22 protein-coding genes and 2 rRNA genes (1 of these 24 running past the window's edge) are annotated in these 24,942 nt (G+C 62.0%); 4 read left to right on the forward strand and 20 right to left on the reverse strand.

Annotated elements, in window-relative coordinates; genetic code table 11:
• Window positions 1–17 precede the first annotated feature (17 nt).
• The 14 genes from LCH97_RS10000 to smc form a co-directional block, all read right to left on the reverse strand.
• Entirely contained in the window at window positions 18–1,073 is a 1,056-nt protein-coding gene (locus LCH97_RS10000) for an alpha-ketoacid dehydrogenase subunit beta (protein ID WP_227301595.1), read from the reverse strand.
• Window positions 1,073–2,047, reverse strand: coding sequence for a thiamine pyrophosphate-dependent dehydrogenase E1 component subunit alpha (locus LCH97_RS10005; protein WP_227301596.1), 975 nt, complete (start codon window positions 2,045–2,047; stop codon window positions 1,073–1,075). The genes LCH97_RS10000 and LCH97_RS10005 overlap by 1 nt, the downstream gene beginning before the upstream one ends.
• A gap of 2 nt (window positions 2,048–2,049) precedes the next feature.
• Window positions 2,050–3,150 (reverse strand): radical SAM protein, encoded by a 1,101-nt coding sequence (locus tag LCH97_RS10010; RefSeq protein ID WP_227301597.1) that lies wholly within the window; start codon window positions 3,148–3,150, stop codon window positions 2,050–2,052.
• 7 nt (window positions 3,151–3,157) lie between these two features.
• Entirely contained in the window at window positions 3,158–4,675 is a 1,518-nt protein-coding gene (locus tag LCH97_RS10015; protein WP_227301598.1) for a PfkB family carbohydrate kinase, read from the reverse strand.
• A gap of 4 nt (window positions 4,676–4,679) precedes the next feature.
• Window positions 4,680–5,246 (reverse strand): SIS domain-containing protein, encoded by a 567-nt coding sequence (locus LCH97_RS10020; protein WP_227301599.1) that lies wholly within the window; start codon window positions 5,244–5,246, stop codon window positions 4,680–4,682.
• Entirely contained in the window at window positions 5,243–6,235 is a 993-nt protein-coding gene (locus tag LCH97_RS10025; protein ID WP_227301600.1) for an SDR family oxidoreductase, read from the reverse strand. The genes LCH97_RS10020 and LCH97_RS10025 overlap by 4 nt, the downstream gene beginning before the upstream one ends.
• Window positions 6,236–6,312: 77 nt before the next feature.
• Window positions 6,313–7,035 carry an S-methyl-5'-thioinosine phosphorylase gene (locus tag LCH97_RS10030; RefSeq protein ID WP_255619193.1) on the reverse strand — a complete coding sequence of 241 codons (723 nt, stop codon included), beginning with the start codon at window positions 7,033–7,035 and terminating at the stop codon, window positions 6,313–6,315.
• 103 nt (window positions 7,036–7,138) lie between these two features.
• On the reverse strand, window positions 7,139–7,681 hold the full coding sequence (locus tag LCH97_RS10035) for a hypoxanthine-guanine phosphoribosyltransferase (protein ID WP_017509678.1): 543 nt from the start codon (window positions 7,679–7,681) through the stop codon (window positions 7,139–7,141).
• Between the two features lie 66 nt (window positions 7,682–7,747).
• Window positions 7,748–8,620 carry a UTP--glucose-1-phosphate uridylyltransferase GalU gene (gene galU, locus LCH97_RS10040; RefSeq protein ID WP_227301602.1) on the reverse strand — a complete coding sequence of 291 codons (873 nt, stop codon included), beginning with the start codon at window positions 8,618–8,620 and terminating at the stop codon, window positions 7,748–7,750.
• A 56-nt stretch (window positions 8,621–8,676) separates the two neighbouring features.
• Window positions 8,677–10,119: a tetratricopeptide repeat protein gene (locus LCH97_RS10045; RefSeq protein WP_227301603.1), complete on the reverse strand. Its 1,443-nt coding sequence runs from the start codon at window positions 10,117–10,119 to the stop codon at window positions 8,677–8,679.
• Complete coding sequence (gene ligA / locus LCH97_RS10050; RefSeq protein WP_227301604.1) at window positions 10,116–12,554, reverse strand: NAD-dependent DNA ligase LigA; 2,439 nt, start codon at window positions 12,552–12,554, stop codon at window positions 10,116–10,118. Before ligA ends, LCH97_RS10045 begins: the two co-directional genes overlap by 4 nt.
• 66 nt (window positions 12,555–12,620) lie before the next feature.
• The gene (locus LCH97_RS10055) at window positions 12,621–13,763 is read right to left on the reverse strand and encodes a cell division protein ZipA C-terminal FtsZ-binding domain-containing protein (RefSeq protein ID WP_227301605.1); all 1,143 of its coding nucleotides are present in this window, start codon (window positions 13,761–13,763) and stop codon (window positions 12,621–12,623) included.
• Window positions 13,764–13,862: 99 nt separating this feature from the next.
• A complete protein-coding gene (locus tag LCH97_RS10060; RefSeq protein WP_227301606.1) occupies window positions 13,863–14,543 on the reverse strand; it encodes an energy transducer TonB in 681 nt (226 codons plus the stop codon).
• Window positions 14,544–14,547: 4 nt separating this feature from the next.
• Window positions 14,548–18,030: a chromosome segregation protein SMC gene (gene smc, locus LCH97_RS10065; protein WP_227301607.1), complete on the reverse strand. Its 3,483-nt coding sequence runs from the start codon at window positions 18,028–18,030 to the stop codon at window positions 14,548–14,550.
• A gap of 139 nt (window positions 18,031–18,169) precedes the next feature.
• Here smc and LCH97_RS10070 point away from each other — a divergent pair, with 139 nt between their 5' ends.
• Genes LCH97_RS10070 through LCH97_RS10085 form a run of 4 tightly spaced genes read left to right on the forward strand, consistent with a single transcriptional unit; the run spans window position 18,170 to window position 20,357 of the window.
• Complete coding sequence (locus tag LCH97_RS10070) at window positions 18,170–18,730, forward strand: YqgE/AlgH family protein (RefSeq protein ID WP_147689057.1); 561 nt, start codon at window positions 18,170–18,172, stop codon at window positions 18,728–18,730.
• Entirely contained in the window at window positions 18,723–19,154 is a 432-nt protein-coding gene (gene ruvX / locus LCH97_RS10075; protein WP_017509686.1) for a Holliday junction resolvase RuvX, read from the forward strand. Before LCH97_RS10070 ends, ruvX begins: the two co-directional genes overlap by 8 nt.
• Window position 19,155: 1 nt before the next feature.
• On the forward strand, window positions 19,156–19,803 hold the full coding sequence (locus LCH97_RS10080; RefSeq protein ID WP_227305313.1) for an HAD family hydrolase: 648 nt from the start codon (window positions 19,156–19,158) through the stop codon (window positions 19,801–19,803).
• Complete coding sequence (locus LCH97_RS10085; protein ID WP_227301608.1) at window positions 19,782–20,357, forward strand: nucleotidyltransferase family protein; 576 nt, start codon at window positions 19,782–19,784, stop codon at window positions 20,355–20,357. The genes LCH97_RS10080 and LCH97_RS10085 overlap by 22 nt, the downstream gene beginning before the upstream one ends.
• Window positions 20,358–20,398: 41 nt before the next feature.
• On the opposite strand, the gene ylqF is transcribed toward LCH97_RS10085, so the two are convergent.
• The 6 genes from ylqF to LCH97_RS10115 all read right to left on the reverse strand — a co-directional run.
• The gene (gene ylqF / locus LCH97_RS10090) at window positions 20,399–21,334 is read right to left on the reverse strand and encodes a ribosome biogenesis GTPase YlqF (protein WP_227301609.1); all 936 of its coding nucleotides are present in this window, start codon (window positions 21,332–21,334) and stop codon (window positions 20,399–20,401) included.
• Between the two features lie 3 nt (window positions 21,335–21,337).
• Entirely contained in the window at window positions 21,338–21,550 is a 213-nt protein-coding gene (locus LCH97_RS10095) for a DUF3820 family protein (RefSeq protein WP_017509690.1), read from the reverse strand.
• A 69-nt stretch (window positions 21,551–21,619) separates the two neighbouring features.
• On the reverse strand, window positions 21,620–21,973 hold the full coding sequence (locus tag LCH97_RS10100; protein WP_227301610.1) for a hypothetical protein: 354 nt from the start codon (window positions 21,971–21,973) through the stop codon (window positions 21,620–21,622).
• Between the two features lie 27 nt (window positions 21,974–22,000).
• Window positions 22,001–22,525, reverse strand: coding sequence for a hypothetical protein (locus tag LCH97_RS10105; protein WP_227301611.1), 525 nt, complete (start codon window positions 22,523–22,525; stop codon window positions 22,001–22,003).
• Window positions 22,526–23,001: 476 nt separating this feature from the next.
• Window positions 23,002–23,114: ribosomal RNA gene (rrf, locus tag LCH97_RS10110) — 5S ribosomal RNA — on the reverse strand.
• Between the two features lie 107 nt (window positions 23,115–23,221).
• Window positions 23,222–24,942: ribosomal RNA gene (locus LCH97_RS10115) — 23S ribosomal RNA — on the reverse strand (it continues 1,170 nt past the right edge of the window).

Genomic DNA, 24,942 nt, shown 5'->3' on the forward strand with positions numbered 1-24,942 from the left:
TCTCCTCGGCGATGGATTCAGAATGGGCCGGTGAACCAGTCACCCGGCACATCGTGGTGTGTTCTTGCTGGCGGCAGGGCGTCCAGCGGCAGCGTTGTCAGGCCCAGCATGCGACCAACGCAGCGCACGATATCGGCCGCCTCGGTATAAAACTGTCGCGTCAGGCCATAACTGGTGGGCTCCGGGCAGTCCGGTGCGGCCAACCGTTGCGGGGCAGCACGCAGCAGCGACCAATGGTCCATGCTGATGCGGGCAATGATTTCGGCCGCTACGGAGCCGGTAGCAAAACCGCTATCCAGCACCAGCAAACGGCCAGTACGCGCCACCGAGGCACGGATGGTGGTCATGTCCAGCGGCTTGATGGTACGCAGATCGATCAGCTCGCAATGCACGCCGGCCTGTGCCAGTGCGCGGCAGGCGTGGCTGGCTTCCGCCACCAGGTAGGACATGGCAACGATGGTGACAGCATCGCCCTCGCGCAGCGTAGCGGCCTGGCCGATCGGCACGCGTACGTCGCCGTCTGCCACCTCGCCCTGCGCCGAATGCACCCAGCGGTGCTCCAAGAATACCACCGGGTCGTCATCGAAAATGGCCGACAGCAGCAGGCCTTTGGCGTCGGCGGCGGTGGCCGGCATCACCACTTTCAGCCCCGGCACATGGGCAAACCAGGCTTGCAGATTCTGGGAATGGGTCGGCCCCTGCCCCCAGCCGCGGCCCACGATCAGGCGCAGCGTCAGCGGCACTTTGTGCCCTTCGCCAAAGGTATAGCGCCACTTGGCGGCGTTATTCACCAGCTGGTCCATCGCCAGCAGGAAGAAGTCCAGGCGCTGGTGGCACATCACAGGGCGCATGCCACCCAGCGCGGCACCGATGCCGATGCCGGTCATCGCGTTCTCGGCGGTGGGCATGTCGAATACCCGCGCCGCGCCAAAGCGCTCCTGCAGACCGGCGGTGGTGCCGAAAATGCGTTTCGGATCGTCTACCCCCAGGCCGTAACACAGCACGCTGGGGTCGGCAGCCATCGCCACGTGCAAGGCGTCATGGATGGCCTGGGCTGCATGGATGCGGGCCATCAATGTTGCTCCTGTAACGGGGTGGCGTAGATGCCGTCGAAGGCGGTATCCGCAGCAGGAAACGGTGCAGCCTTGGCTCGGGCAAAGGCGGTATCGATGCGTGCGGCCAACGTTGCCTCGCACTGCGCCAGCCAGTCAGCGTCGGGTTGCAGGCTGGCAATCAGCTGCGCCACCGGGTCGCGCGCTTTCCAGTCCGCCAGCTCGCCGTCAGGGCGGTAGCCCAGGTGATCATCGTCGGCGTGGCCACAGTGTTCCAGCCAGCGATAAGTGGGCATTTCAATAAAGGCAGGGCCAGCACCGTCACGCAGGCTGGCCACTACCTCGGCGCTGAGCGCCGCGACGGCAGCCACGTCATTACCGTCAACCTCCCACGCGCGCAGACCCAGACCTTCAGTCAGCGTCGTCAGTTTTCGGCCTGCCGGCTGACGCTTTTCCAGCCCGGCGTACACCGAATAGCGGTTGTTCTCGCAGGCAAACAGTACCGGCAGGCGGCGTACGGCAGCAAAGTTGGCCGCTTCGTAAAACACGCCCTCCTCTACCGCACCATCGCCCAGGAAGACACAGGTCACGGCACGGCTACCCTGCAGCTGCTGGGACAGCGCCATGCCGACGCCCACCGGAATGCTGTTGCCGACAATAGCGGTACTGGCCAGAAAGCCGACACGGCGGTCCGACAGGTGCATGGAGCCACCACGGCCACCACAGCAGCCCGTAGCTTTACCGTAGATTTCGGCAATCAGCGCATCCAGGTCGCCGCCTTTCGCCAGATAATGGGCGTGGGCGCGATGGGTGCTGACCGCCTGATCCTGCTCGTCCAGCGCGCTGCAGATACCAACAGCTGCCGCTTCCTGGCCGATAGAAAGATGCACCGGGCAGCGCATCTGCTGCTCGGGATAATGGCGGGCGATGGCCTCTTCGGTACGGCGTACCAGCAGCATGCGCGCCAGCATGGACAGAGATTGTTCGCGACTCATGATCAGATGAAGTTGATGTGCGGTACCGACTGGTTGATCAGGCGGTCCAGATAGCGGTTCACCTCATCCATGCGGCAGTTGCGGCGGCACTCTCGGATATCGAGGTCCTGCCGCACATAACGGAAGCTCTCACGTCGCTTGTCGCCTTCCCAGATAGCCTGGAAGCTACTGTCGTTGAGGTTGCCGTATTCGAAACGCTGGTCCAGCAGGTAAGCGCTGCAGCCGTAGACTCGGCCGTCTGCCATCACGTAGCCCCAGACGAACGGCGTGGCGTGGCACTTCTGATAGCGCTTGGCCGGGTCTTCCAAGTATTTGTGCATGGTATGGCTGCGGAAGATCACCTGGAAGCCGGGGCGATTGTACGTTGCCAGCTCCTGCTCCATCGCCAAATAGGGGTTGTAGTTAATATCTTCGTACTGCCGGGTTTCGCTGAACAAGTGTTGCGAGTACGGTTTGATCACCAGATAGTCGGCACCAATCTCGTCGCTCGCAATACGCGCCAGCTCGGTCATTTCGTGCGCGTTTTCCGGTAGCAACACGGCCTGGATGCCGATGGTGCAGTCGATACCGTGCTGGCGCTTGTAATCCACGGCGTAACGCAGGTTGTCGATCACGCGCTGGAAGTCGCGATCGCGGGTTTTGTGGATGGCGGCGTACGACGCGGCACTACCGGCATTCAGCGACACCTTAATCCACGACACCTTGTCCAGCGACTGGTGCACGAAGGCCTCGTTCAGCAGCACGCCGTTGGTGGTGAACGATACGTCGATGCCGGACGACTTGGTCAGCGCCACGATCTCGTTGATCTTCTTGTGCAGCAAGGGCTCACCCTCGCCGGCGTACATGATACTTTTCACGCCCAGCCGGCCCATCTCGGGCAGCCGTTGCGACAGCATGTCGTAGTCCAGCATCACCGACTTGTAGCCGATGTAATCCACCGCGCAGAAGGTGCAGCGATGGTTGCAGGCGCCCACCGGCGACAGTTCTAGGTAGATCGGGTAGACCTGTTTCGCCTTTTCCCAGTCGTCGCCCACCTCGATCAGGTCCGCCACGCGGCGCGGGTGGTACACCAGCTTATGGCTGTCAATCAGATACGTATCCATGTGCGGCTCACTTCAGCAAGGTGGTGGCGTATTTGGCAAACAGCACCGGGTCGACCGGCTCGCGATTGCATACGATCTGCACGTCCAGCGCGGCGGCGATGCTGCCGGCCAGGGCTACGGTGTCGAGCGGATAGCCGGCGGCCATGCACAGGCCGGCCACCGACAGGAAGGCATCCCCGGCACCGATACGGTCTACCACGCGCGACGACAGCGCCGGAATAGCAAGTGCCTGCTCGTCGTCGACGATCAGTGCCCCCTGCGCACCACGGGTTACCACCATGGCGCGGGCCTGCAACTTGTGGCGCAAGTCATCGGAAATCTGTTCCAGCGACGACTGGCGGTCGTGCGCGGCCAACCTGGCTTCCGGCTCATTCATGCACAGGAAATCGGCACGCGGGTAACGGGTAATCACGTGATAGCCGCGGTTGCCACTGTTGATCTGGGTATTCACCGCCAGGAAGCGGGCATGGGCGGAAATGGCGGCGGCCATCGGGCGCGAGATCAGGCCATTGCCGAAATCCGGCACGATGACGGCATCGAAATCAGCCGCATGCGCTGCAATCCACTCACAGAACTCGGCCTCCAGCGGGGGCTCGCCCGGCTCTTCGCCACCGTAGTACACCTCGAACAGACGTTGCAGGTCCTGGTCAACAAACCGGCGTTTGATCAGCGTAGAAGCGGTAGGGAAATGACGGTGCTCCAGCGTGACGTTGGCCGCCAGCTTGCCCTGCACATAAGCCAGCGAGTCATCGTGGCGGCCCAGGCCGGTTAGCAAGGTCACTTCGCGGGCAAAACCGGCGATATGGTTGGCCACCGCGATGGCGCCACCGGCAAAGCGTTCGGCATCCTGATAGCGCACCGCCAGCGCATTGCCCTTGCCGGTCTGGCCCAGGGTACTGACGTAGTGGTATTCGTCGATGATGGCTTCGCCAATCACCAGCACGCGCAGCGCGGACAGGCCCTTGATGCGTTCCAGGAAGGTGTCCAGTGGACACTGCTGTTTGAACTGCTCGAGAAACTCGCGCGTTTGCGGCGGGAAAACATCGAAATGGTTATTCAGCAGCTTGGTGGAGCTGAAGGTGATTTCGTCGGTGAAATACACGTCACCGCCGTGACGGCGGACCGCCTCGATCTCGCGGGCGATATTGCCGGTGACATCGCGGCTGGCGTCGACATAATCGCTGCCTTTGACGTACAGCGAGGGCTGGATGTGTTCCAGCGCCGGGATGGCGGTTTCGGCATCGCTGACCGCCACCCAGTCCACACAGGCCAGTGCGGCCAGGTTTTCGGCGCGCAGGCTGTCGCCAAATACCGGGCGCCCCGGCCCCTTGCGCACGAAGGCGTCGGCGGTGACGGTCACCACCAACATGTCGCCCAGGCTGCGGGCATGTTGCAGATGGCGGATATGGCCGGCATGCATCAGGTCGAAGGTGCCGTGGCAGTGGATGACACGCTGCCCGGCGGCACGGGCGGCGGTGGTCAGTGTACCGACGTCGGCCAGGCTTTTGATCTTGTCTATGCTCATTACATTACACCAGGGCGTCCGACAGGTAGTGGAGCAGCAATTGATGGCCGACTTCCACCTCGCCAAAATCGTCGGAAGGCAGCCAAAGGTTGATATCGCCAAGCGCACGCAGCGGGTTGGCCACAGCGAAACCGGACAGCGTCAGTACCGCAGCCCCATGACGGCGGGCGGTGGCGACGGCTTCCAGGATATTGGCCGAGCGGCCGGAGCTGCTGACCGCCACCAGCAAGTCGCCGGCGCGCAGGAAGCGGTCCAGCAACTGGCCATACGCGTGCGGGTAGCCGTAGTCGTTGCTCATGCAGGTCAGCACCGAGGGCTCGTGCAGCACATGCGCCCGCAACCTGGCCTTGTTGACCAGGTCGTTCTGCGCGTGGGCCACCAGCGCGGCGCTACCGCCATTGCCGATCAGGTACACATCCTGCCCCTGCTGCTGTACCTGGCGGAACAGCGCCAGCGCGGCATCCAGCCCAGCTTGCTGCACCAGCGGCTGCCCGTCGCGGGCACTGGCCTCGGTACTTTCCAGTACCTGGTTGAAACGCGCCAAGGCGGCGGTAAACGAAGTGGTGATCATGGTTTACTGCCCAGGTGGTCAAACCACGCTCGCGTCGCATCGGCGATGCTTTCCGGCGTCCACAGTGGGGCATCGTTCCAGTCTTCCATGCACTGTTTCATGATGGCAACCCCTTGCTCGAAAGGGACTTGCGGCGCCCAGTCGAGCGCAGCACGGATGCGGGTGGTATCGGCAAAAGTGCAGTCCGGCTCGCCGGGGCGCTTGGGAATATAGCTGCGCTGGCCACCAATAAGGTCCACCAGCTGGTTGACGCTGTAGTGGTTGCCGCTGCCCACGTTGAAAGTTTCACCGCAGATGCCGGACTCGGCTGCCGCCAGAAAGGCGCGGGCCACGTCGGTGACAAAGGTGAAATCGCGGGTTTGTGTGCCGTCGCCGACAATGGTCAACGGCACACCCTTCAGCCGCTGGGCCAGGAACACGCCGAACACTGCGCCGTAGGCACCACTGGTGCGTGAACGCGGGCCGTACACATTGAACAGGCGCAAGGCCATCGCCGGCAGCTGGTAGACCTTGGACCAGTGCAGCACCAGTTCTTCCCCCATCGCCTTGGTCAGCGCGTACGGGTACTCGGGCCGTACCGGAGCCGTTTCCGGCGTGGGGTAGGTGTCAGGAATGCCGTAGCAGGAAGACGAGGCAGCGTACACCAGCCGTTTGACACCCTGTTCGCGCGCCGCTTGCAGCACGTTCAGCGTGCCGCTGACGTTAACATCAAAATAATCATCCGGCTGCTCGATGGACGGCACGATATCGGAGCGGCCCGCCAGGTGCATCACCCAGTCCACGCCGGCAAAGTGCGGCATCAGCGCGGCGCGGTCACGAATGTCGGCTTGCACAAAACGCAGGCCGGGCGCTTGTTGGTAGGCCGCCAGATTGCGCAGGTTGCCGGTGGACAGGTCATCCAGCGCCACCACCTCGTGGCCCTGCTGCAGCAATAATCCGGTCAAATGGCTGCCGATAAAGCCGGCAGCGCCCGTTACCAACACTTTCATCTCAATTCCTTATTATTGAAATTCATCGATATCTATCTGTATCGACCACATACGCTATTAGTTGAGCATCAACATGTTCAAAGCGCTTGCAGGATGCGCTGCAGTTGGTCGGTGGAACCGGCGATGATAGCAGGGTTGAAGTTGGCCGCCGCTTGCTGCCCGCCCAGGCCGGACGCCCAGTTGGTGACGATGCACAACGAGGCATAAGCCAGCCCCAGCTCGCGCGCCAGTGCCGCTTCCGGCATGCCGGTCATACCGACTATGTCGGCGCCCAGCCGCGACAGGGCGCGCACTTCGGCAGCGGTTTCCAGGCGCGGGCCCTGGGTGCAGGCATAGACGCCACCGTCCGCCACGTCTACCCCGGCTTGCTGCGCGGCGGCCAACAGTTGCTGGCGCAAGGCGTTATCGTACGGCTGGGCAAAATCGACATGCTGCACCGCAACACCCTGCCCTTCGTGATAGGTATGCTTGCGGCCCCAGCTGCTGTCGATCAGGTCGTCCGGCAAGGCCAACCGCCCCGGCGCCAGATCGGGACGAATGCCTCCGACACTGGCGATGGCAATGACCTGACGCACGCCCAGGCTGTGCAGCGCCCAGATATTGGCGCGGTAATTGATTTCATGCGGCACGATGGAGTTGCCGTAACCGTGACGGGCCAGGAAAACCACCGATTGCGCCGCGATCTGCCCGAACGTCAGCGCGCAGGACGGGTCGCCGTAAGGCGTACGAACGATCTGGCGATGGGTGATCTGCAGGATGGGGAGTTGGGAAAGACGGGAGCCTCCGATAATGGCAAGCATGACATGCTCCTTCTTGTTATGACTGACTTCCATTTTAATCCGCAGGCATGAAAAAAGCCCACAACATTTCCATGTTGCGGGCCTTGCAAGCCAATGCCGGCGCTTATTTCAGCGCATGGATCGCCGGCAGGTTACGCCAGGCACCGCGTACGTCCATGCCGTAGCCGAATACATAACGGTCTGGCACGTCCAAGCCGACGAAGTCGGACTTGATCGGTTTTGCTTTGCTGATCAGTTTGTTGGCGAAAACGCCGCTGTAGAACGCCTTGGCGCCCATTTCCAGCACTTTGTCGCGGATAGCCGCCATAGTGTGGCCTTCGTCCAGGATGTCGTCCAGCACCAGTACCACGCGATCGCGCACGTCTTCTTTTGGTGCGGTCTTCCACACCAGCTCGCCGCCCTGGGTTTTGTCGCCATAACGGGATACGTGTACGTAGTCAAAGTCCAGCGGGAACAGCAGACGCGGTAGCAGCTGGCCGGTGAACACCACCGCGCCACCCATTACCGACAGTACCAGCGGGTAGGTTTCACCCAGCTCGGCAGTGATTTCGGCGGCCATGCGGTCTACCGCGGCGTCCACTTCGGCTGCGCTGAACAGGATATCGGAGCTATTGAGAATGCCACGAGCTTCGGCAACATTAGGCATGGTATTTCCTTTCAAAAAACAAACGCCGCCTTTATGACCAAGGCGGCGCAGAATGTCAATGCGGGATTAGCCGCGTTGTAGCGAATTCAGGTAGGCGCAGAAGTCTGCACCGACTTCGTGGTGCTGCAGGCCGAACTCCACCGTAGCTTTCAGGTAGCCCAGCTTGGAACCGCAATCGTAGCGTTTGCCCTGGAATGGCAAAGCCAGCACCGGCTCGTCTTTCATCAGCGCGGCGATACCGTCGGTCAGCTGGATTTCGCCACCGGCACCCGGCACGGTATTGATGAGCTTGTCGAAAATACGCGAGGTCAGGATATAGCGGCCAACTACCGCCAGATTGGACGGTGCCACGTCCGGGTGCGGCTTTTCCACGATGCTGGCCACTTCCTGATGGCCGCGTACGTTTTTCTGTACTTCGACGATACCGTAAGAGCCGGTTTCCTCACGGGCAACGGTTTCCACACCCAGTACCGAGCTGTGCGTGTCATCAAACAGGCGCACCATCTGCTCCATGGCACCGGGCTCGCCGGCGATCAGGTCATCAGCCAGAATCACGGCAAAGGGCTCGTCACCCACTACCGGTTTGGCGCACAGTACGGCGTGGCCCAGGCCCAGCGCTTCGGCCTGGCGGATGTAAATGCAGCTGACGTTGGCCGGCAAAATTTCCTGCACCAGCTCCAGCAGCTTTTTCTTGTTACGGTTTTCCAGCTCGGTTTCCAGCTCGTAGGCCTTGTCGAAATGGTCTTCAATACTGCGTTTGTTACGCCCGGTGATGAAGATCAGCTCGGTGATACCCGCCGCTACAGCTTCTTCCACCGCGTACTGGATCAGCGGTTTATCCACCACAGGCAGCATCTCTTTCGGGCTGGCCTTGGTGGCAGGCAAGAAACGCGTCCCCATACCGGCAACCGGAAACACTGCTTTACGAATTTTTTGCATGTGAAGACACCTGCCTCTGCACCAGAAATGAATAATCGGTGTGGATTCTAACATTTTCAGGCAAGCGAATCGCTGCCCGTGATCAGCAAGCGGTGCAGTGCATCAGCTACCTGCAGCCCGACCTCCCGCCACTCACCTACGCGGGGCTGGCACCATAATGCAACCGAGTCATACCACGGCGAGCTGTGCCCCTCAGCCAGAAAGAACGGTGCCCGCTCGGCGCGCATCATCACCCATACCGGTTTGCCTAGCGCCGCCATCAAATGCAAGGCTGCCGTATCGGCGGTGATCAGCAGGTCCAGCTGCACCGCCATGGCGGCGGTATCGGCAAAATCCTGCAATGGCAACGGCTGTACCCAGCCAGCCAGCAGCGGGTCGACGGCGCCGGGCTGCAGCGCGTAGAAGTCCACGCCAACAAGCTCGCGCAAGGGCAACAGTGCCTCCGCCGGTACCGAGCGACCCTGGCGTGCCAGCTCGGCAATGCCGCCGCCCTGCGGTACCGCCAGCCACACCAGCCCTACTTTCAGGCGCCCGGTGTGAGGCAGCAGCCGTGGTGGCTGCGCCAGCACACTACGCAGATAAGGCTGTCGCGGCAGGCTGCCCAGGTCGACGTTGAGCACGCCGGGGAGCGACATCAGCGGCAGCTGCCAGTCAAAGGCAGGCACGGCGCTGGACAAGGGCACAACGGTGACGCCGTCGAGCTGGGTCAGCAAACGCAGCAAGCTATCCTGCACTGCCAGCACAATGTGTGCCTCAGGGTTGGCCGCACGCAGCAAAGGCACAAAGCGCACCATCTGCAGCGTGTCGCCCAGCCCCTGCTCGGCCCACAGCAGCAATGTCTTGCCTGCCAGTGGCTGCCCCTGCCAGCGCTGCGCAGGCCAACGCGGCTGCAGCATGCCTTCCCAGCGCGCCTCGTAGTAAGGCCAGGCCTCGGCATAACGCCCCTGCATCAGCAAGGCTACCGCCAGGTTGAAGCGGCATACCGCCGGCGCGTCGGGCAGCGCCAGTGCGCGCCGTAGCTGCTGTTCGGCTTGCAGCGGCTGCAACGCCGCAATGCACGCCATGGCCAGGTTGTTCAGCCTCGCCGGGCTGTCACCGGCGATGTCCAGTGCCTGCTGTTGGCATTGCCATGCCTGCGCGTAATCGGCCTGGTAATAGCAGATGGTGCCCAGATTGCTCCAGGCATCGGCGTGGCCCGGCTCTTGCCCCAGCACCTCGCGCAATAGCGACTCGGCCAGCGCCAGCTCGCCCAGCTCTTTCAGTAAAACGGCCAGGTTGACCTTCACACTGCTGGCCTGCGGCTGCAAGGTGGCGGCTTGCAAATAATCCTCCAGCGCCAAATTGAGCTGGCGCAACGCCATGCGCGCATTGCCACGGTTAAGCCAGGCCTGCCAATCTTGCGAGTTGACCTGCAAGCAGCGGTCGAAACAGGCAATCGCCTGCTGGTACTGCCCGGCCGCCATCAGCTGGTTGCCCTGCTCGAATGCCTGGGTATTCATGCAGGATCCTGCCCCAGCAGCGCCAGCAAACCCGCCTCGTCCAGCACCGGCACACCCAGCTCCAGCGCTTTATCGAGCTTGCTGCCAGCCTCGGCGCCAGCCACCACGTAGTGGGTTTTCTTGGACACGCTGCCACTCACCTTGCCACCAGCGGCCTCCACCAGTGCTTTGGCCTGGTCGCGCCCCATGGTAGGCAGCGTACCGGTCAGCACAAAAGTTTTGCCGGCCACCGCTTCGTTCAGGCTGGCCGCCTCTTCCACCGGCGTAGCGGCCAGCACTGCATCACGGTAGGCTGCCAACTGCAGCAGCGCGGCACGGTTGGCAGCCACGTCCAGCCAGTCGGCCAGCGCGTTCACCACCTCGGCCGGCAGCGCCAGCTGGATAACGTCCACACGCGGCATGGCCGCCAGCGCGGCGATATCGGGCTGCAAGGCCGCTAGTTGCTGCGCACGCACCTCGGTCAGCCGCGGCACGCCCAGGCGGGCATAAAGGTTGGCCGTAGTCAGTTTGTCGTGCAGCTGGGCCCGCGGCGCGTGTTCGTCAGCAGGGGCTACGCCGGCGGCCAGCAAGGCGTCGATCACCGCTTCGTTCTGCGCCTCGGCAAAGAATTCGGCGATGGCGTCGGCCACCACGCCGCCGATATCCGGCAGCGCCGCCAGCACTGCGCGCGGCGCCTGGCGGATGTGCGCCAGCGAACCTAGCCAGTCGGCCAGCGTCTTGGCGGTAGATTCGCCCACATGACGGATCCCCAGCGCAAACAGCCAGCGCGCCAGCGGCGGCGTTTTGCTGGCGGCGATGGCGTCGATCAGATTTTCGGCCCATTTGGTGGCCACTTTGCCAGCCTTCACCGTTTCTGGCGTGATGCCTTCCTGCTCGTCGGCACGGCGCTTCATTTCCAGTAAATCAGCCAGCGTTAGCCGGTACAGGTCGGCCACGCTGCGCACGTAGTCGAACTCCACCAGCTTGTCGATGTAGCGCTCGCCCAGGCCGTCGATGTCCATCATGCGGCGCCCGGCAAAGTGCTGGATGGCTTGCGTGCGTTGCGCCTTGCACACCAGCCCGCCACTGCAGCGGGCGATGGCTTCGCCTTCTTCACGCACCACGTGGCTGCCACACACCGGGCACTGGCTTGGCAGGCGGTAGGCACTGTACATCGGCTCTTCGCTGCTGCTGAACAGGTCGCCACCCAGGGTTGGCCGCATCGGACGCTTGTCCGGCACCACGGCTACCACTTCGGGGATCACGTCGCCAGCGCGGCGCACGATGACGGTATCACCCACGCGCACGTCCTTGCGGCGCACTTCGTCCTCGTTGTGCAGCGTGGCGTTGGTGACGGTGACGCCGCCGACAAACACCGGCTGCAAGCGCGCCACCGGGGTAATGGCGCCGGTGCGGCCAACCTGTTCCTCGATGGCTTCCACCACGGTCAGCGCCTCTTCGGCGGGGAATTTATGCGCTATGGCCCAGCGCGGCGCGCGCGACACGAAGCCCAGGCGGTTCTGCTGCGCACGGCTGTTCAGCTTGTACACCACGCCGTCGATCTCGAACGGCAGGCCGGCACGGCGCGACAGCACGCTTTCGTAGTAGGCGGCCAGCCCGGCAGCGCCGTGCACCACCGGCCGCAAGTCGGCCTGGACTACCGGGAAGCCCAGCGCAGCCAGCCAGTCCATTTCGGCATCGTGCGTGGCAGGCCAGTCGGCACCGTCTACCTGGGCAATGGCGTAGGCAAAGAACGACAGCCGGCGCTGCGCGGTAATGCGGGAGTCCAGCTGGCGCAGGCTGCCGGCGGCAGCGTTGCGCGGGTTGGCAAACGGCTTGTCACCGCGTTCGCGCTGGGTCTCGTTCAGGCGCTCGAAATCGCGCTTGAGCATCAGCACCTCGCCACGCACCTCCAGCAGCGACGGGACATGCTCGCCATGCAGACGCAGCGGGATAGCACGCACGGTACGGATATTGGCGGTAACGTTCTCGCCACTGCTGCCGTCGCCACGGGTGGCGGCCTGCACCAGTTCGCCATCGCGGTACAGCAGGCTGATGGCCAGGCCGTCGAACTTGGGCTCGGTGGCGTAGGCCAAGTTGGCCGCCGCCAGGTCGCGGCCAACCCGCTCGTCAAAGGCAATCAGCTCGGCGTGGCGCACGGCGAAATCATCGGCCTGCATGTCGGAAAAGGCGTTGGACAGCGACAGCATCGGCACCGCGTGCGTCACGCTATCGAAAGCCGGCAGTACCTCGCCGCCGACCCGCTGCGTGGGCGAGGCGGGGGTTTTCAGCGCCGGATAGTCGGCCTCCAGCTGCTGCAGCTCGCGGAACAGGCGGTCGTATTCGGCGTCTGGCACCGTGGGGGCGTCCAGCACGTAGTATTGGTGGTTGTAGCGTTCCAGCAGCTGCACCAGCTCGGTGGCGCGGGTCTGGACAGGGGCAGGGATGACAGTCATGGCCTAACCTGGAATGCAGCACGCCGGCAGCTGCCGGCGTGATAGTGAATGGGAAATGCTGGCCGCTCAGGCAAACAGCCGCAGGGCAGCCACGCTGCCTGGCGCAATGCCGCGGTCGTCCATATTGCCGTAGATGCGGGTGAGCTGATCGCGGATCTGCGCCAAGCCCTGGTCGCTGAGCACACGGCGGTTATCGTCTACCAGCTGCGCGTCAAACTCTTGCGACAAATGCTTGGCAAACTGTACTGCACGGTCGAATACGGCTACCCCGCCAGCCACACGCGGCACGTCGAACATCAGCGTCAGCGCCGGGAACTGTTTGTCCAGCAAGGTGTGCAAGGTAAACGGGGTCTGGTCGGCAGAAGCCAGCGAAAACAGCGTATTGCCGGAGTCGGCCAGATAGTGGAACTGCCCATCCGGCTCCAGCTGCAGGCCGGCGGCCTCGGCAACACTGCGCAGGCGCGCACCGGCAATGGGCTTGCCTGCCACAATATTGATACCGATCAGCACGTCTACATCAACGCAGAAGCGGTCCAGCTCGCGCGCCGACACCAGCTTTTGCTGGCGCTGCGGAAAACTGACCTGGGCGCCGAGCTTTTCAGCGTAGTGGCTTACCTGTTGGCAGAAGCTGGCCAGTTCCTGCTCGGTAACCGCACCGCCGCGGTCAACCAGCTGCAGGCCAAAGTTCACTTGTTTGTAGCGGGTGCCCGGCAGGATTTCGGCCGGTTTCCACAGGCCACGCTCGGTGCGCAGGATAGCCTGCACACGTTTGGCCACATTGAAGCGCGGCAGCTGGTCTAGCGCCTGCGGCTGCGCGAAGACCACCTCGGCGATGAAGTCCAGCGACGGATCCAGCAGCGATACCACCAAGGCCTGGTGGTCGGCCGCGTCCAGCTCCGGAGGCTCCTGCACTACCGGGGCAGCAGGCTCCGGCTCGGCGGTGCGCACCAGCGGCGCGGGCGGCGGGATATCGTTCAGGTAGGCTGGTGTAGTGTCGTCTTCGTCATCCAGCAACACGGGCTCCAGACGCGCCTGCTGGCCGTCACGCACATTATTTCTGGGGACGTCCAGCAACACATCGGTGTGATGGCGTGCAAAGGCCTGGCTAGTCTTCTTGCGAAAGCGCCATTCCTGATAAAAATTGAAGCCGAATACCAGTGCTACTACCAATGCACTCAGCAACAAGATGCCTATTTTCATTTCGCTCATTGAGCTTTTTCCACAGCAGCAGCCATTATCCGAACCGGTATTATAACAAACCCCCGCAGGGGTACGGCGCGTGAATCAGTACGTCATTTAGCGTTTTGTTCAATTTTCGTCAAGGGAAAAGCGCACCGGCAGCACCAGCTGGGCTGCCACCGGCCGCCCGTTTTCCAGCGCGGCCTGGAACTGCCAGCGCGCCACGCTATCGCGCGCGGCCTTGTCCAGGCGGGTAAAACCACTGCTTTTCTGCAGCTCGGTGCGCTGCAACCTGCCATCGGCATCTATTGCCAGCCGCAACATTACCACGCCTTGCTCGCCCAGATCGCGCGAGATGACAGGATAATCGGGCCGCGGCGCTTGCAGTACACGGGCGGGGCGGCTACTGGCGGCCTCCTGGCTACCCGCCTCGCCACGGGCCGGGCTCTGCCCACCCGGTGTAAGCGGCGCAGCAGCACCAGCGGGCAGCGCTGGCGCAGGGCTAGTGGATAACGGTACCGCGACAGGCACCGGCGCGGTGGCGGTTGATACGGCTGCATCTTGCGCTGCCACAGGGTTGGCCGCGCGCGCCACTTGCGCTGCCCGCCCGCCGTGATCCGGCTTTGGCGCAGCCGGCCTGGCTGGCGTGCCCGGGCTCGCCCGCGGCTGGTGCGCATAGGCTGATACCGGTGCCGGCTGCAGGCTGATCAGCAAGGCGGGGGGCCCTGCCGGTGGCAGCGACAAGGCTGTGGCCAAACCCCATAGCAGCAGGGCATGCAGCAGTAGCGATGCCAGCAGCGCCCGGCGCATGGGCTTAAGCCGTTTCGCGCATTTTCAGCGCCTCGACAATATCCACCGCCACAATACGGCTGCAGCCTTGCTCTTGCATGGTCACGCCCACCAGCTGCTCGGCCATTTCCATGGTGAGGCGGTTATGGCTGATGTACAGGAACTGCGTGTGCGCCGCCATCTGCTTCACCAGGTCGCAGAAACGGCTGGTATTGGCGTCGTCCAGCGGGGCGTCCACTTCGTCCAGCAAGCAGAATGGCGCCGGGTTCAGGCTGAATAGCGAGAACACCAGGCTCATGGCGGTAAGCGCTTTTTCGCCACCCGATAGCAAGTGGATGGTGCTGTTTTTCTTGCCTGGCGGCTGCGCGATGATCTGGATACCCGCCGATAGCAAATCCTCGCCGGTGAGCACCAGCTCGGCGCGGCCGCCGCCAAATAGCGTGGGGAAAAACTCACTCATCTTGGCGTTCACCGCGTCGTAGGTAGCCTGCAGCATATCGCGGGTTTCGCCGTCGATTTTGGCGATGGCTTCTTCCAGCGTAGCCATGGCCTGCATCAGGTCATCGGTCTGGCTGGCCAAATAGTCGCCACGCTTTTTGGCTTCTTCCAGCTCTTGCAGCGCGGCCAGGTTCACCGCGCCCAGGCCATCGATGGCGCGCGCCAAGCGGGCGATTTCTGCGGCCAGTGCATTGGGTTTTACCGCGTCGGTCAGGTGCGGCAGCAGCGCGGCTTCGTCGGCCTCGGCGGTTTTCAGCTCTTCGTCAAAACGCTCTACGTTCAGCCGTGCTTCCTGGTGTTTCAGCAGCCAGTCCGAGCGCGCCTCGCGCAGCGCCGGCAGCGCCGCGTTGATTTCTTGTTGACGTTGCGTGTACTGGCGCAGGGCTTCGGTGAGGGCATTCAGCTGGTCGCGGGTAGCGGACAGGCTGTGCTCGCGCATTTCGCGCACCGCCAGTGCCTCTTGCAACACGTCGTCCGGCGCGGCCTCTTCTACGGTTTCGGCCTCCATGACCAGCGTTTCCAGACGCTCCTGCAGCTGCTGGTCGCGCTCGACCAGCTCGCGCGCGCGGCGCGCCAGCTCGGCTACTTTTTGTTCGGCGGTGTGCTGGGCCAGCTTGATTTCGTGCAACTGGCGTTCGGCGTCGCGGGTTTTGTTACGCGCCAGTTCCAGACCGGTTTCGGCGTTCAGGCGCGCCAAGCGGGCGTCTTCCAGCTGCTCGGCCAGCTCTTCCAGCTGCATGGCGTTTTCTTCAGCCAGCAGCTCGGCATCGGCGATGGTGTCTTGTGCGGTGCTGCGCTCATCTTGCAGGCGCTGCTGCTCGGCGTGGATGGCCGCCAGGCGGGCGGCGCCCTGCCGTGCGGCCTGGTCCAGCTTGACGTGCTCCAGCGTGGCGGCGTTCAGCTCCGCCTCTAGCCGCGACACGGCGGATTTCTGCGCGCGGATGGCTTCGGCCAGCATGCCCAGCATGGAAACCACGCTATCGCGGCGGCGCTGCGCGTCGCGCTGCTGTGGCTGCAAGGTGGCTAGCCGTTCGGCGGCGGCGTCACGTGCGGCTTTGCGCGCCATCATGCCGTCGCCAGCTTGCGCGGCGTGAAAATGCACGGCATGGCGGCTAATGCGGTGGCCTTGCGGCGTAACCCAGCACTCACCGGCGGCCAATTCGCCACGGCGGGCGATGGCGTCGTCCAGGTTGGCCGCGCAGTACACGCCGGCCAGCCAGTCGGCCAGCGCGCCGGCAAAAGCGCTATCCACGCTAAGCTGCTGCAGCAAGGCGGGGCGCGGGCCGCTGGCCGCGGGCTGGCTGGCTGGCTGATCCACCAGCGCCACCGGGGCGGGTGGGTCGGTGTCGCCAGCGTGGCCTGCACGAGCGGCCAGGCGCTCGCCCAGTACCACCTCCACGGCGGTGCGCCAGGCATCATCTACCTGCAGGCTTTGCCATAGCGCCGGTGCGTCGGCCAGCTGCTGGCTGGCCAACCAGCCGGCTAGCTGCTCGCCTGCTGCTTCGCGGGCCAGCACGGCGTCAAGCGCGGCCATTTCAGCTTCGGCGCGGGCGGCGTCGCTGTGCAGGGCGTTGAGTGTTTTATCCAGTTGCTCGCGCTCGGCAGACAAGTCGGCCTGTTTGGCTTCATCTGCGGCCAACCTGGCGCGCACGGCGTCCAGCGCGCTGCGGGCTTTGTCTACTTCGGCACGGGCAGCGTCCAGCACGGCGTGTTCTGGCAGGTTCAGGTCTTGCAGCTCGCGCTGCAGGGCGTGTTCGCGCCCGGCCAGCTGCTCGATACTGCGGCGCAGGTGCTCGCCCTGTTGCCGCGCCAGGTCGCGCTCGCGGGTCAGGTTGGCAATTTGCGCGGTCATCTGCGCCAGACGCTGGTCGGCCACGCGGAAGGCGGCCTCGGCCGATGGCAGGCTGTCGGCGCCGTCTTCCAACCCCATTTGCGCTTCTTCCATGCGCATCTGTGCTTCTTCGCGGCGCGGCAGCCAGTCGTCCAGCTCGTCTTCTACCTGGGCTTGGTGCTCGGCCAGCTGCTGGCGCTCGTTGCGGGCGCTGGCCAGCTCGCGCTCCAGCCGTTCGCGGCTTTGCAGTCGGTGGCGCTGCTGCTCTTCCAGCCGCGCCAGATTGGCATTGGCTTCAAACAGCGCCTGCTGCGCCTCGTGCACGGCATCGCTGGCGGCGTAGTGCGTTTCGCGCACGGTTTCCAGCTCGGTTTCCAGGTGGGTATGGGCGGCTTCCAGCGCGGTTTCTTCGGTTTCGATACGCGCCAGCTCGCCACGTGCGGTGGCTTCGATGCGGGCGGCTTCTTCGCGCCGCGCCAAGGCCAGCAGGTTTTGCTTGAAGGTGAGCGCGCCGCGCATGTCCTGGTAGTTGGCCGCCACTTCGGCTTGCTCGCTCAGGCGTTCTACCTGGCGGCCCAGCTCCAGCTTGAGATCTTCGATACGGGTCAGGTTGTCGCGGGTATCGGCCAGGCGGTTTTCGGTTTCGCGGCGGCGTTCTTTGTACTTGGACACGCCAGCCGCTTCTTCCAGATAGGCGCGTAGCTCTTCGGGGCGGGCCTCGATAATGCGCGAGATCATGCCCTGCTCGATCACCGCGTAGCCACGTGCACCCACGCCGGTACCAAGGAACAGGTCAGTAATGTCGCGGCGGCGCACTTGCTGGTTATTGATGTAATAGCTGGATTCGCCCTGACGCGTGAGTACGCGCTTGATAGACACCTCGGCGTACTGCCCCCACGGGCCGGTAAGCTGGCCGTCGGCGTTATCGAATACCAGCTCGACCGAGGCACGTGATACCGGTTTGCGCGTGCTGGAACCGTTGAAAATCACGTCTTGCATGGACTCGCCGCGCAGCTGCTTGGCGCTGGACTCGCCCAGCACCCAGCGCACGGCGTCGATCACATTGGATTTGCCGCAGCCATTGGGGCCGATCACGGCCACCAGCTGGCCGGGCACGGCAATACTGGTAGGGTCGACAAACGATTTGAAGCCGGCAAGCTTGATATGGGTAAGGCGCAAGGGGCGAGTCCACAAACGGTTGAATCAGCCGGGCATTTTACCCGCCCGCACCCACCCTGCGCCAAAGCAATCTGTCTGCAATAAAAAGAAACTGCGGCCAACCTTTGCCGGGCATGACATTGGTTGCCATAATGCGCCTATGGAAACGCTATCTCTTGCCCATCATTTCTTGATTGCCATGCCCGATATGGCCGACCCGCTGTTTGCCAAAAGCATCGTGTACCTTTGCGAGCACGGTGAACAAGGTGCCATGGGGGTGATTATCAACAAGCCTTCCGGCATCGTGCTGGCGCAGCTGCTGGAGCAGATCGACCTGCCGCTGACCAACGACGACACCAACACCACGCCGGTTTTCTTTGGCGGCCCGGTGCAACCAGACCGTGGCTTTGTGCTGCACAAACCCATCGGCAACTGGCAATCCACCCTCACCATCACCGACGACCTGGCGCTGAGCACCTCCAAAGACATTCTGGCTGCTGTGGCCGACGGCCGCGGCCCGGACAAGCTACAGATCAGCCTGGGTTACGCCGGCTGGGAAAAAGGCCAGCTGGAAGAAGAAATCGCCGCCAACAGCTGGCTTACCGTGGCTGCCGAAGACTGGGTGATCTTCGATACCCCGGTAGAAGAGCGCTACACCTGTGCCATCAAGCTGCTGGGCTTTGACCCGGCGCTGCTGTCCAGCGTATCCGGCCATGCATAAGGGCACGGTGCTGGGTTTTGACTTTGGCGAAAAGCGCATTGGTGTGGCACTTGGCGAGCCGCAGCTAGGCATTGCCACCCCGCTGCAAACCATCCACAGCGAGGTGAACGACGTGCGCTTTGCCGCCATCGCCAAGCTGATAGACGAATGGAAAGCCACCGGTTTCGTGGTGGGCCTGCCCATGCATATGGATGGCAAAGAGCACGCCCTGACCGCACTGTGCCGCAAGTTTGCCCAGCGCCTGCACGGCCGCTACGGCCTGCCGGTATGGCTGGTGGACGAGCGCCTAACCTCGGTCATTGCAGAAGGCCTGCTGGAAGACGCTGGCGTGTACGGCCGCCGGCAGAAAGAGATGCTGGACCAGGTGGCAGCGCAAGCCATCCTGATGGGCTGGTTCGAGCAGCCCGGCGAGCCCATTGCCTGATATGCGCATCGCCGCCCTGCTGATCGATATCGACGACACCCTGCTGGACGACGCCCATGCCACGCGCCACGGGGTGGCCGCCCTGTTGGCCGCGCACCAGCTGCCCTACACACTGGACGAGGCCTGCCAGCGCTGGCACACCCTCACGCAGCAGCACTGGCTACGCTTCGAGCGCGGCGAATGCAGCATCATCGAGCAGCGCCACGCCCGCCTGCGCGGCCTGTTCCAGCGCGAGCTGTCCGAAGCCGAGGCTACACAAGCCTTCGAACCCTACATTGCCGGCTACCGTAGTAACTGGAAGGCATTTGACGACGTGGCCCCCTTCGTGGCCGCCACCGCCCACCTGCCCCGCGTGCTGGTCAGCAATGGCCATCTCGACATCCAGCAACGCAAGTTGGCCGCTACCGGGCTGGACGAGCACTTCCCGCACCTGCTGACGCCGCAAAACTGCGGCCACGCCAAGCCCGACGCCGCCATCTTCGAAGCCGCGGCCGCGCTGGCCGGCGTGCCGCTACAACAATGCATGGTGATAGGCGACGACCCGGTACGCGATATCGGCGCCGCCCAGGCCTTGGGCATGCCGTACTTTCATGTCGATCGCCGCCGTGCCGATGGCGGTTTGCTGGCGTGCCTGCCACTGCTGGCATGAACGACGCCGAGGCGACGGCGCAACTGGCCGTCTGGCTGCGTGCAGACGCCTTCCGCTGGCAATGCCTGCAAACCGTACGCGATGCTTTACCCGTGCAGGCCTGGCTGGCTGCCGGCTTCATCCGCAATCTGGTCTGGGACCAACAACACGGCTATCTGCGGCCAACCCCGTTGCTAGACATTGATGTCATTTATCTGGATCTATTGCTGCAAGAGCCGGCACGGGATTATCACTACGAAGCCTTGCTTACCGCCCAGTTGGACACAGGCTGGCAGGTGCGCAACCAAGCCCGCATGGCGGCTCGCCAGCAATATGCGCCTTACCCGGATTGCGCCAGCGCCATTCGCCACTGGCCGGAAACCGCCACCTGCTACGCCGTACGGCTGGATGCCGACAACCAGCTGCACTGGCTGGCGCCACTAGGCTGGGCACCACTGTTTTCCGGTGAAGTCGTACGCAATCCGCTATTTGCTGGCGGCGATACCATCTGGCAGCAGCGGCTACAGCAAAAAATGTGGCGGCAACGTTGGCCGCAGCTGCGCTTGATCACATGAAAAAAGGCGGCCAAGGCCGCCTTTGCTTTACCGGCATCCGCTTAACGGGTGCCTTTTTTCTTTTCCTCACGCTCCAGGCGTGCATTTTCTTTTTGTGCAGCACGTAGCACTTCGTGCTCTTTGGCGGCTTTTTCCCACGCCATCCATTCTTCCGGCAGCTCCAGCGAGATACGGCCGGTAGCTCCCGCGCGGAAGTCGGTGAGTACGATTTCGGACGCCTTCTGGATATTGATGCGGCCACCAGGCAGTACTGCCCCGCGCTTTTTGCCAACCAGCTCCAGCACCTGCCAATCTTGCAAGCCGTCGATGTCGCCAATCTTGTAGCGCTCGTCCAGCTGCGGGGCGTAGTGCTTCATCAGGATCAGCAACAACTCCAACGCCACTTCTTCTTCGTCCAGCGCATTGCGGCCAACTGCACCACTGGCAGCCAGGTTGTAGCCACCTTGCGGCACGATAATCTTGGGCCACAGCATACCGGGGGTATCAAACAGCTCGATATCATCTGCCAGCATGATGCGCTGCTGGCCTTTGGTAATACCCGGCTCATTACCGGTTTTGGCGATGCGGCGGCCGGTAATACTGTTGATCAACGTGGATTTGCCCACGTTAGGGATACCGCAAATCACCACGCGCAGCGGTTTGTCCACGCTATTGCGGCCAGGCGCCAGCTCGCGGCACGCGGCCACCAGCTTTTGCGCGGGGGCGGCGTCCGAGGCATCCAGACCAATAGCACGGGTACCCGGCATCTTGCGGTACCAGTTCAACCATTGCTCGGTGACTTTGGGGTCGGCCAGGTCTTGTTTATTCAACACTTTCAAGGCCGGTTTGCCACGCGCCAGGCGGGCAATCATCGGGTTGGCACTGGAGCCCGGCAGGCGTGCGTCCAGCATCTCGATCACCACGTCGATACTGCCAAGGCGCTCTTCGAGCTCCTTCTTGGCTTTGTTCATGTGACCGGGGAACCATTGAATGGCCATGTATTATCGCTTTCGTAGTGGGTCGAGCAAAGAAGACAAACCGTTATGATCCAGCTCGTGCATCAGCGCCAGCAGGCGGCCGATCTCGCCAGGCGGGAAGCCTTCGCGGGCAAACCAGTTCAGGTAATGGCCAGGCAGGTCGGCAATCAGGCGGCCTTTGTACTTTCCGTACGGCATGACCCGTGTGACCAGCAGCTGCAGCAGGTGGGCGTCCATCTTCTTTTAAATCAAAGGGAAGGCGCGCATTGTGCCAAATTTTGCCCCACTACGCACGGGCAATCGTGCTTACCGCGGTAGCGGCTTGCCATCATTAAAAGCCAGAAAACCCCGCACGATGCGGTAAACATACCAGCACCACACCAGTGCGCCGGTCAAAAAGCCCAGCCCAAACAGGATAATCAATGGGTAAGAAATGGCAGCGCCCAACAAGGCCCACCAGAAAGTACGGATCTGCCAGCTAAAGTGGCTATCCCACAGCGTGTCGCGGGCTTCATCACGCTTCACGTAATTGATGATCACGCCGACTATGGCACCCGGCACACCAAACAGATTCACGATCTGCAGGATATACACCACCATGGTCAGGTTACGGATCGCATCATCCTGGCGCGGTATGCGCTCTACGGTACCGTCTTGCATAACACCTCCTGTCATTCATCCGGCAGGTCAGAACTTCGCCTGCCACGCTTGAGCCAGCTGTGCCAGCCATGGGCGTAGCTGCTCGCGCAGGGAAAGGGACTGCGCCACTACACCGCCTTGCTTGCGCAGTAACATCGGTGCGCCACCTTGGCACAACTTGCCGGGCAACGCGCCGCTCAATGCGAAGGATCGCAGTTGCGGCAGCTCCAGCTGCAAGAAAGTGGCCAGCCACGCCAGCTTCCGGTTAAGCACATCCATCATACCCAGCTCGGACAAACTCAGTGACAGATGATTCAACTGAAACACCGCAACACGCGCGGCAAGCCAGTCTTCGCGGCACGGGTGGCCACCTTGTGCCAGGATATTCGCCAACGTCCGCACCTCGGGAAACAAGGCCTCCGAAACCATTAAGCGGCCACCGGCATCATGGCCGCAGGCAGTCAGCTCACGCGCAGGCGCGGTCGCAGCATGCTCGACATCGGTAATAATGTGTATGGATTGCACGGGCAACGTGCAGGAGAAAGACTCAATCCAGGGCAGTGCATTTTCCATATTCAGGCTCCGCACCACCGTAACTGAAAAACCTTGCCCACAAAAGCAATGCCGCCAATTACGGCGGCATTGTTTGAAATATTGAGGGTCAGAATTCAGACCACAAGCTTCCCCGGTGCCGCCAGATGTGTGCGGTAACCATAATAATAAGCGTGGGAAACAAAAAGGTTTGTCTGAGCCATAGTGCTATCGATATTGCCTGCAGCAGGCAGTGTCGTCAAGTAGAAAAGGCGGCCAACATTGGCCGCAGCATAGCGGTAATGGTAGCCCGGCATAAGCTACAGGCGCATCCGGGGGCCGGCCGCAGGCCGGCTTGGGGTAGGTGGCGACGTGACCGGGGCCGTTCGGTGAGTGGCAGCGGCTCGTGCAAGCGCATGACGTGGCAGCCAAGGTTGGCCGCAGTATGCAGTGTGCGGTGTTTTCGCAGCACCAAAGCACAAAGCCCAGCTCGTGTGAGCTGGGCTTCGGTATGGGGCGTCTGGCGGTGTCCTACTTTCACACAGGAATCTGCACTATCATCGGCGCTGAGGCGTTTCACGGTCCTGTTCGGAATGGGAAGGCGTGGGACCACCTCGCTATGGCCACCAGACATAAACTGTCACAAACTTAAAGAAGCCAGGCTGGATTTGTTTTCCAGCCGGTAGAATTTTCTTGTATCAACCAGCGCTTCATCATCAACAAAGCAACTCAAATGATAGGATCAAGCCTCACGAGCAATTAGTATCGGTTAGCTTAACGCCTCACAGCGCTTCCACACCCGACCTATCAACGTCCTGGTCTCGAACGACTCTTCAGGGAGGTCAAGCCTCCAGGGAAGTCTCATCTTCAGGCAAGTTTCCCGCTTAGATGCTTTCAGCGGTTATCTCTTCCGAACTTAGCTACCCGGCGATGCGACTGGCGTCACAACCGGTACACCAGAGGTTCGTCCACTCCGGTCCTCTCGTACTAGGAGCAGCCCCCGTCAAACTTCCAACGCCCACTGCAGATAGGGACCAAACTGTCTCACGACGTTTTGAACCCAGCTCACGTACCACTTTAAATGGCGAACAGCCATACCCTTGGGACCGGCTACAGCCCCAGGATGTGATGAGCCGACATCGAGGTGCCAAACTCCGCCGTCGATGTGAACTCTTGGGCGGAATCAGCCTGTTATCCCCGGAGTACCTTTTATCCGTTGAGCGATGGCCCTTCCATTCAGAACCACCGGATCACTATGTCCTGCTTTCGCACCTGCTCGACTTGTCGGTCTCGCAGTTAAGCTACCTTTTGCCATTGCACTATCAGCACGATTTCCGACCGTACCTAGGTAACCTTCGAACTCCTCCGTTACACTTTGGGAGGAGACCGCCCCAGTCAAACTGCCTACCATGCACTGTCCCCGATCCGGATCACGGACCAAGGTTAGAACCTCAAACACACCAGGGTGGTATTTCAAGGACGGCTCCACTGAAACTAGCGTTCCAGCTTCATAGCCTCCCACCTATCCTACACAAGTCTGTTCAAAGTCCAATGCAAAGCTACAGTAAAGGTTCACGGGGTCTTTCCGTCTAGCAGCGGGTAGATTGCATCTTCACAAACATTTCAACTTCGCTGAGTCTCAGGAGGAGACAGTGTGGCCATCGTTACGCCATTCGTGCGGGTCGGAACTTACCCGACAAGGAATTTCGCTACCTTAGGACCGTTATAGTTACGGCCGCCGTTTACTGGGACTTCAATCAAGAGCTTGCACCCCATCATTTAATCTTCCAGCACCGGGCAGGCGTCACTCCGTATACGTCCACTTTCGTGTTGGCACAGAGCTGTGTTTTTGTTAAACAGTCGCAGCCACCTATTCTCTGCGACCTCTACTAGCTTCGGACGCGAAGTCCTACACCAACAGAGGCACACCTTCTCCCGAAGTTACGGTGTCAATTTGCCGAGTTCCTTCTCCTGAGTTCTCTCAAGCGCCTTAGAATTCTCATCCTGCCCACCTGTGTCGGTTTGCGGTACGGTTCTTATGCAGCTGAAGCTTAGTGGCTTTTCCTGGAAGCGTGGTATCAGTTACTTCAGGTCCGTAGACCCTCGTCATCACCTCTCGGCCTTAAGGTGCAGCGGATTTGCCTACCGCACCAGCCTACCGGCTTAAACGACCTATTCCAACAGGCCGCTAACCTAACCTTCTCCGTCCCCACATCGCACTGCATAAAAGTACGGGAATATTAACCCGTTTCCCATCGACTACGCTTTTCAGCCTCGCCTTAGGGGCCGACTCACCCTACGCCGATGAACGTTGCGTAGGAAACCTTGGGCTTTCGGCGAGCGGGCTTTTCACCCGCTTTATCGCTACTCATGTCAGCATTCGCACTTCTGATATCTCCAGCAGGGTTTACACCACCACCTTCACAGACCTACAGAACGCTCCCCTACCACGGACACAT

This window comes from Vogesella sp. XCS3, from assembly GCF_020616155.1.
GTDB lineage: Bacteria > Pseudomonadota > Gammaproteobacteria > Burkholderiales > Chromobacteriaceae > Vogesella.

Coding starts and splice junctions, on each gene's coding strand:
- LCH97_RS10080 (WP_227305313.1), top strand. CDS start 19,156: ATGCGCATCGCCGCCCTGCTGATCGATATCGACGACACCCTGCTGGAC.
- galU (WP_227301602.1), bottom strand. CDS start 8,620: ATGCAAAAAATTCGTAAAGCAGTGTTTCCGGTTGCCGGTATGGGGACG.
- LCH97_RS10000 (WP_227301595.1), bottom strand. CDS start 1,073: ATGGCCCGCATCCATGCAGCCCAGGCCATCCATGACGCCTTGCACGTG.
- LCH97_RS10010 (WP_227301597.1), bottom strand. CDS start 3,150: ATGGATACGTATCTGATTGACAGCCATAAGCTGGTGTACCACCCGCGC.
- ylqF (WP_227301609.1), bottom strand. CDS start 21,334: ATGGCCATTCAATGGTTCCCCGGTCACATGAACAAAGCCAAGAAGGAG.
- LCH97_RS10060 (WP_227301606.1), bottom strand. CDS start 14,543: ATGCGCCGGGCGCTGCTGGCATCGCTACTGCTGCATGCCCTGCTGCTA.
- LCH97_RS10100 (WP_227301610.1), bottom strand. CDS start 21,973: ATGCAAGACGGTACCGTAGAGCGCATACCGCGCCAGGATGATGCGATC.
- LCH97_RS10030 (WP_255619193.1), bottom strand. CDS start 7,035: ATGCTTGCCATTATCGGAGGCTCCCGTCTTTCCCAACTCCCCATCCTG.
- LCH97_RS10015 (WP_227301598.1), bottom strand. CDS start 4,675: ATGAGCATAGACAAGATCAAAAGCCTGGCCGACGTCGGTACACTGACC.
- LCH97_RS10005 (WP_227301596.1), bottom strand. CDS start 2,047: ATGAGTCGCGAACAATCTCTGTCCATGCTGGCGCGCATGCTGCTGGTA.
- ligA (WP_227301604.1), bottom strand. CDS start 12,554: ATGACTGTCATCCCTGCCCCTGTCCAGACCCGCGCCACCGAGCTGGTG.
- LCH97_RS10045 (WP_227301603.1), bottom strand. CDS start 10,119: ATGAATACCCAGGCATTCGAGCAGGGCAACCAGCTGATGGCGGCCGGG.
- LCH97_RS10070 (WP_147689057.1), top strand. CDS start 18,170: ATGGAAACGCTATCTCTTGCCCATCATTTCTTGATTGCCATGCCCGAT.
- LCH97_RS10035 (WP_017509678.1), bottom strand. CDS start 7,681: ATGCCTAATGTTGCCGAAGCTCGTGGCATTCTCAATAGCTCCGATATC.
- LCH97_RS10095 (WP_017509690.1), bottom strand. CDS start 21,550: ATGGACGCCCACCTGCTGCAGCTGCTGGTCACACGGGTCATGCCGTAC.
- LCH97_RS10105 (WP_227301611.1), bottom strand. CDS start 22,525: ATGGAAAATGCACTGCCCTGGATTGAGTCTTTCTCCTGCACGTTGCCC.
- ruvX (WP_017509686.1), top strand. CDS start 18,723: ATGCATAAGGGCACGGTGCTGGGTTTTGACTTTGGCGAAAAGCGCATT.
- LCH97_RS10020 (WP_227301599.1), bottom strand. CDS start 5,246: ATGATCACCACTTCGTTTACCGCCGCCTTGGCGCGTTTCAACCAGGTA.
- LCH97_RS10055 (WP_227301605.1), bottom strand. CDS start 13,763: ATGAGCGAAATGAAAATAGGCATCTTGTTGCTGAGTGCATTGGTAGTA.
- LCH97_RS10025 (WP_227301600.1), bottom strand. CDS start 6,235: ATGAAAGTGTTGGTAACGGGCGCTGCCGGCTTTATCGGCAGCCATTTG.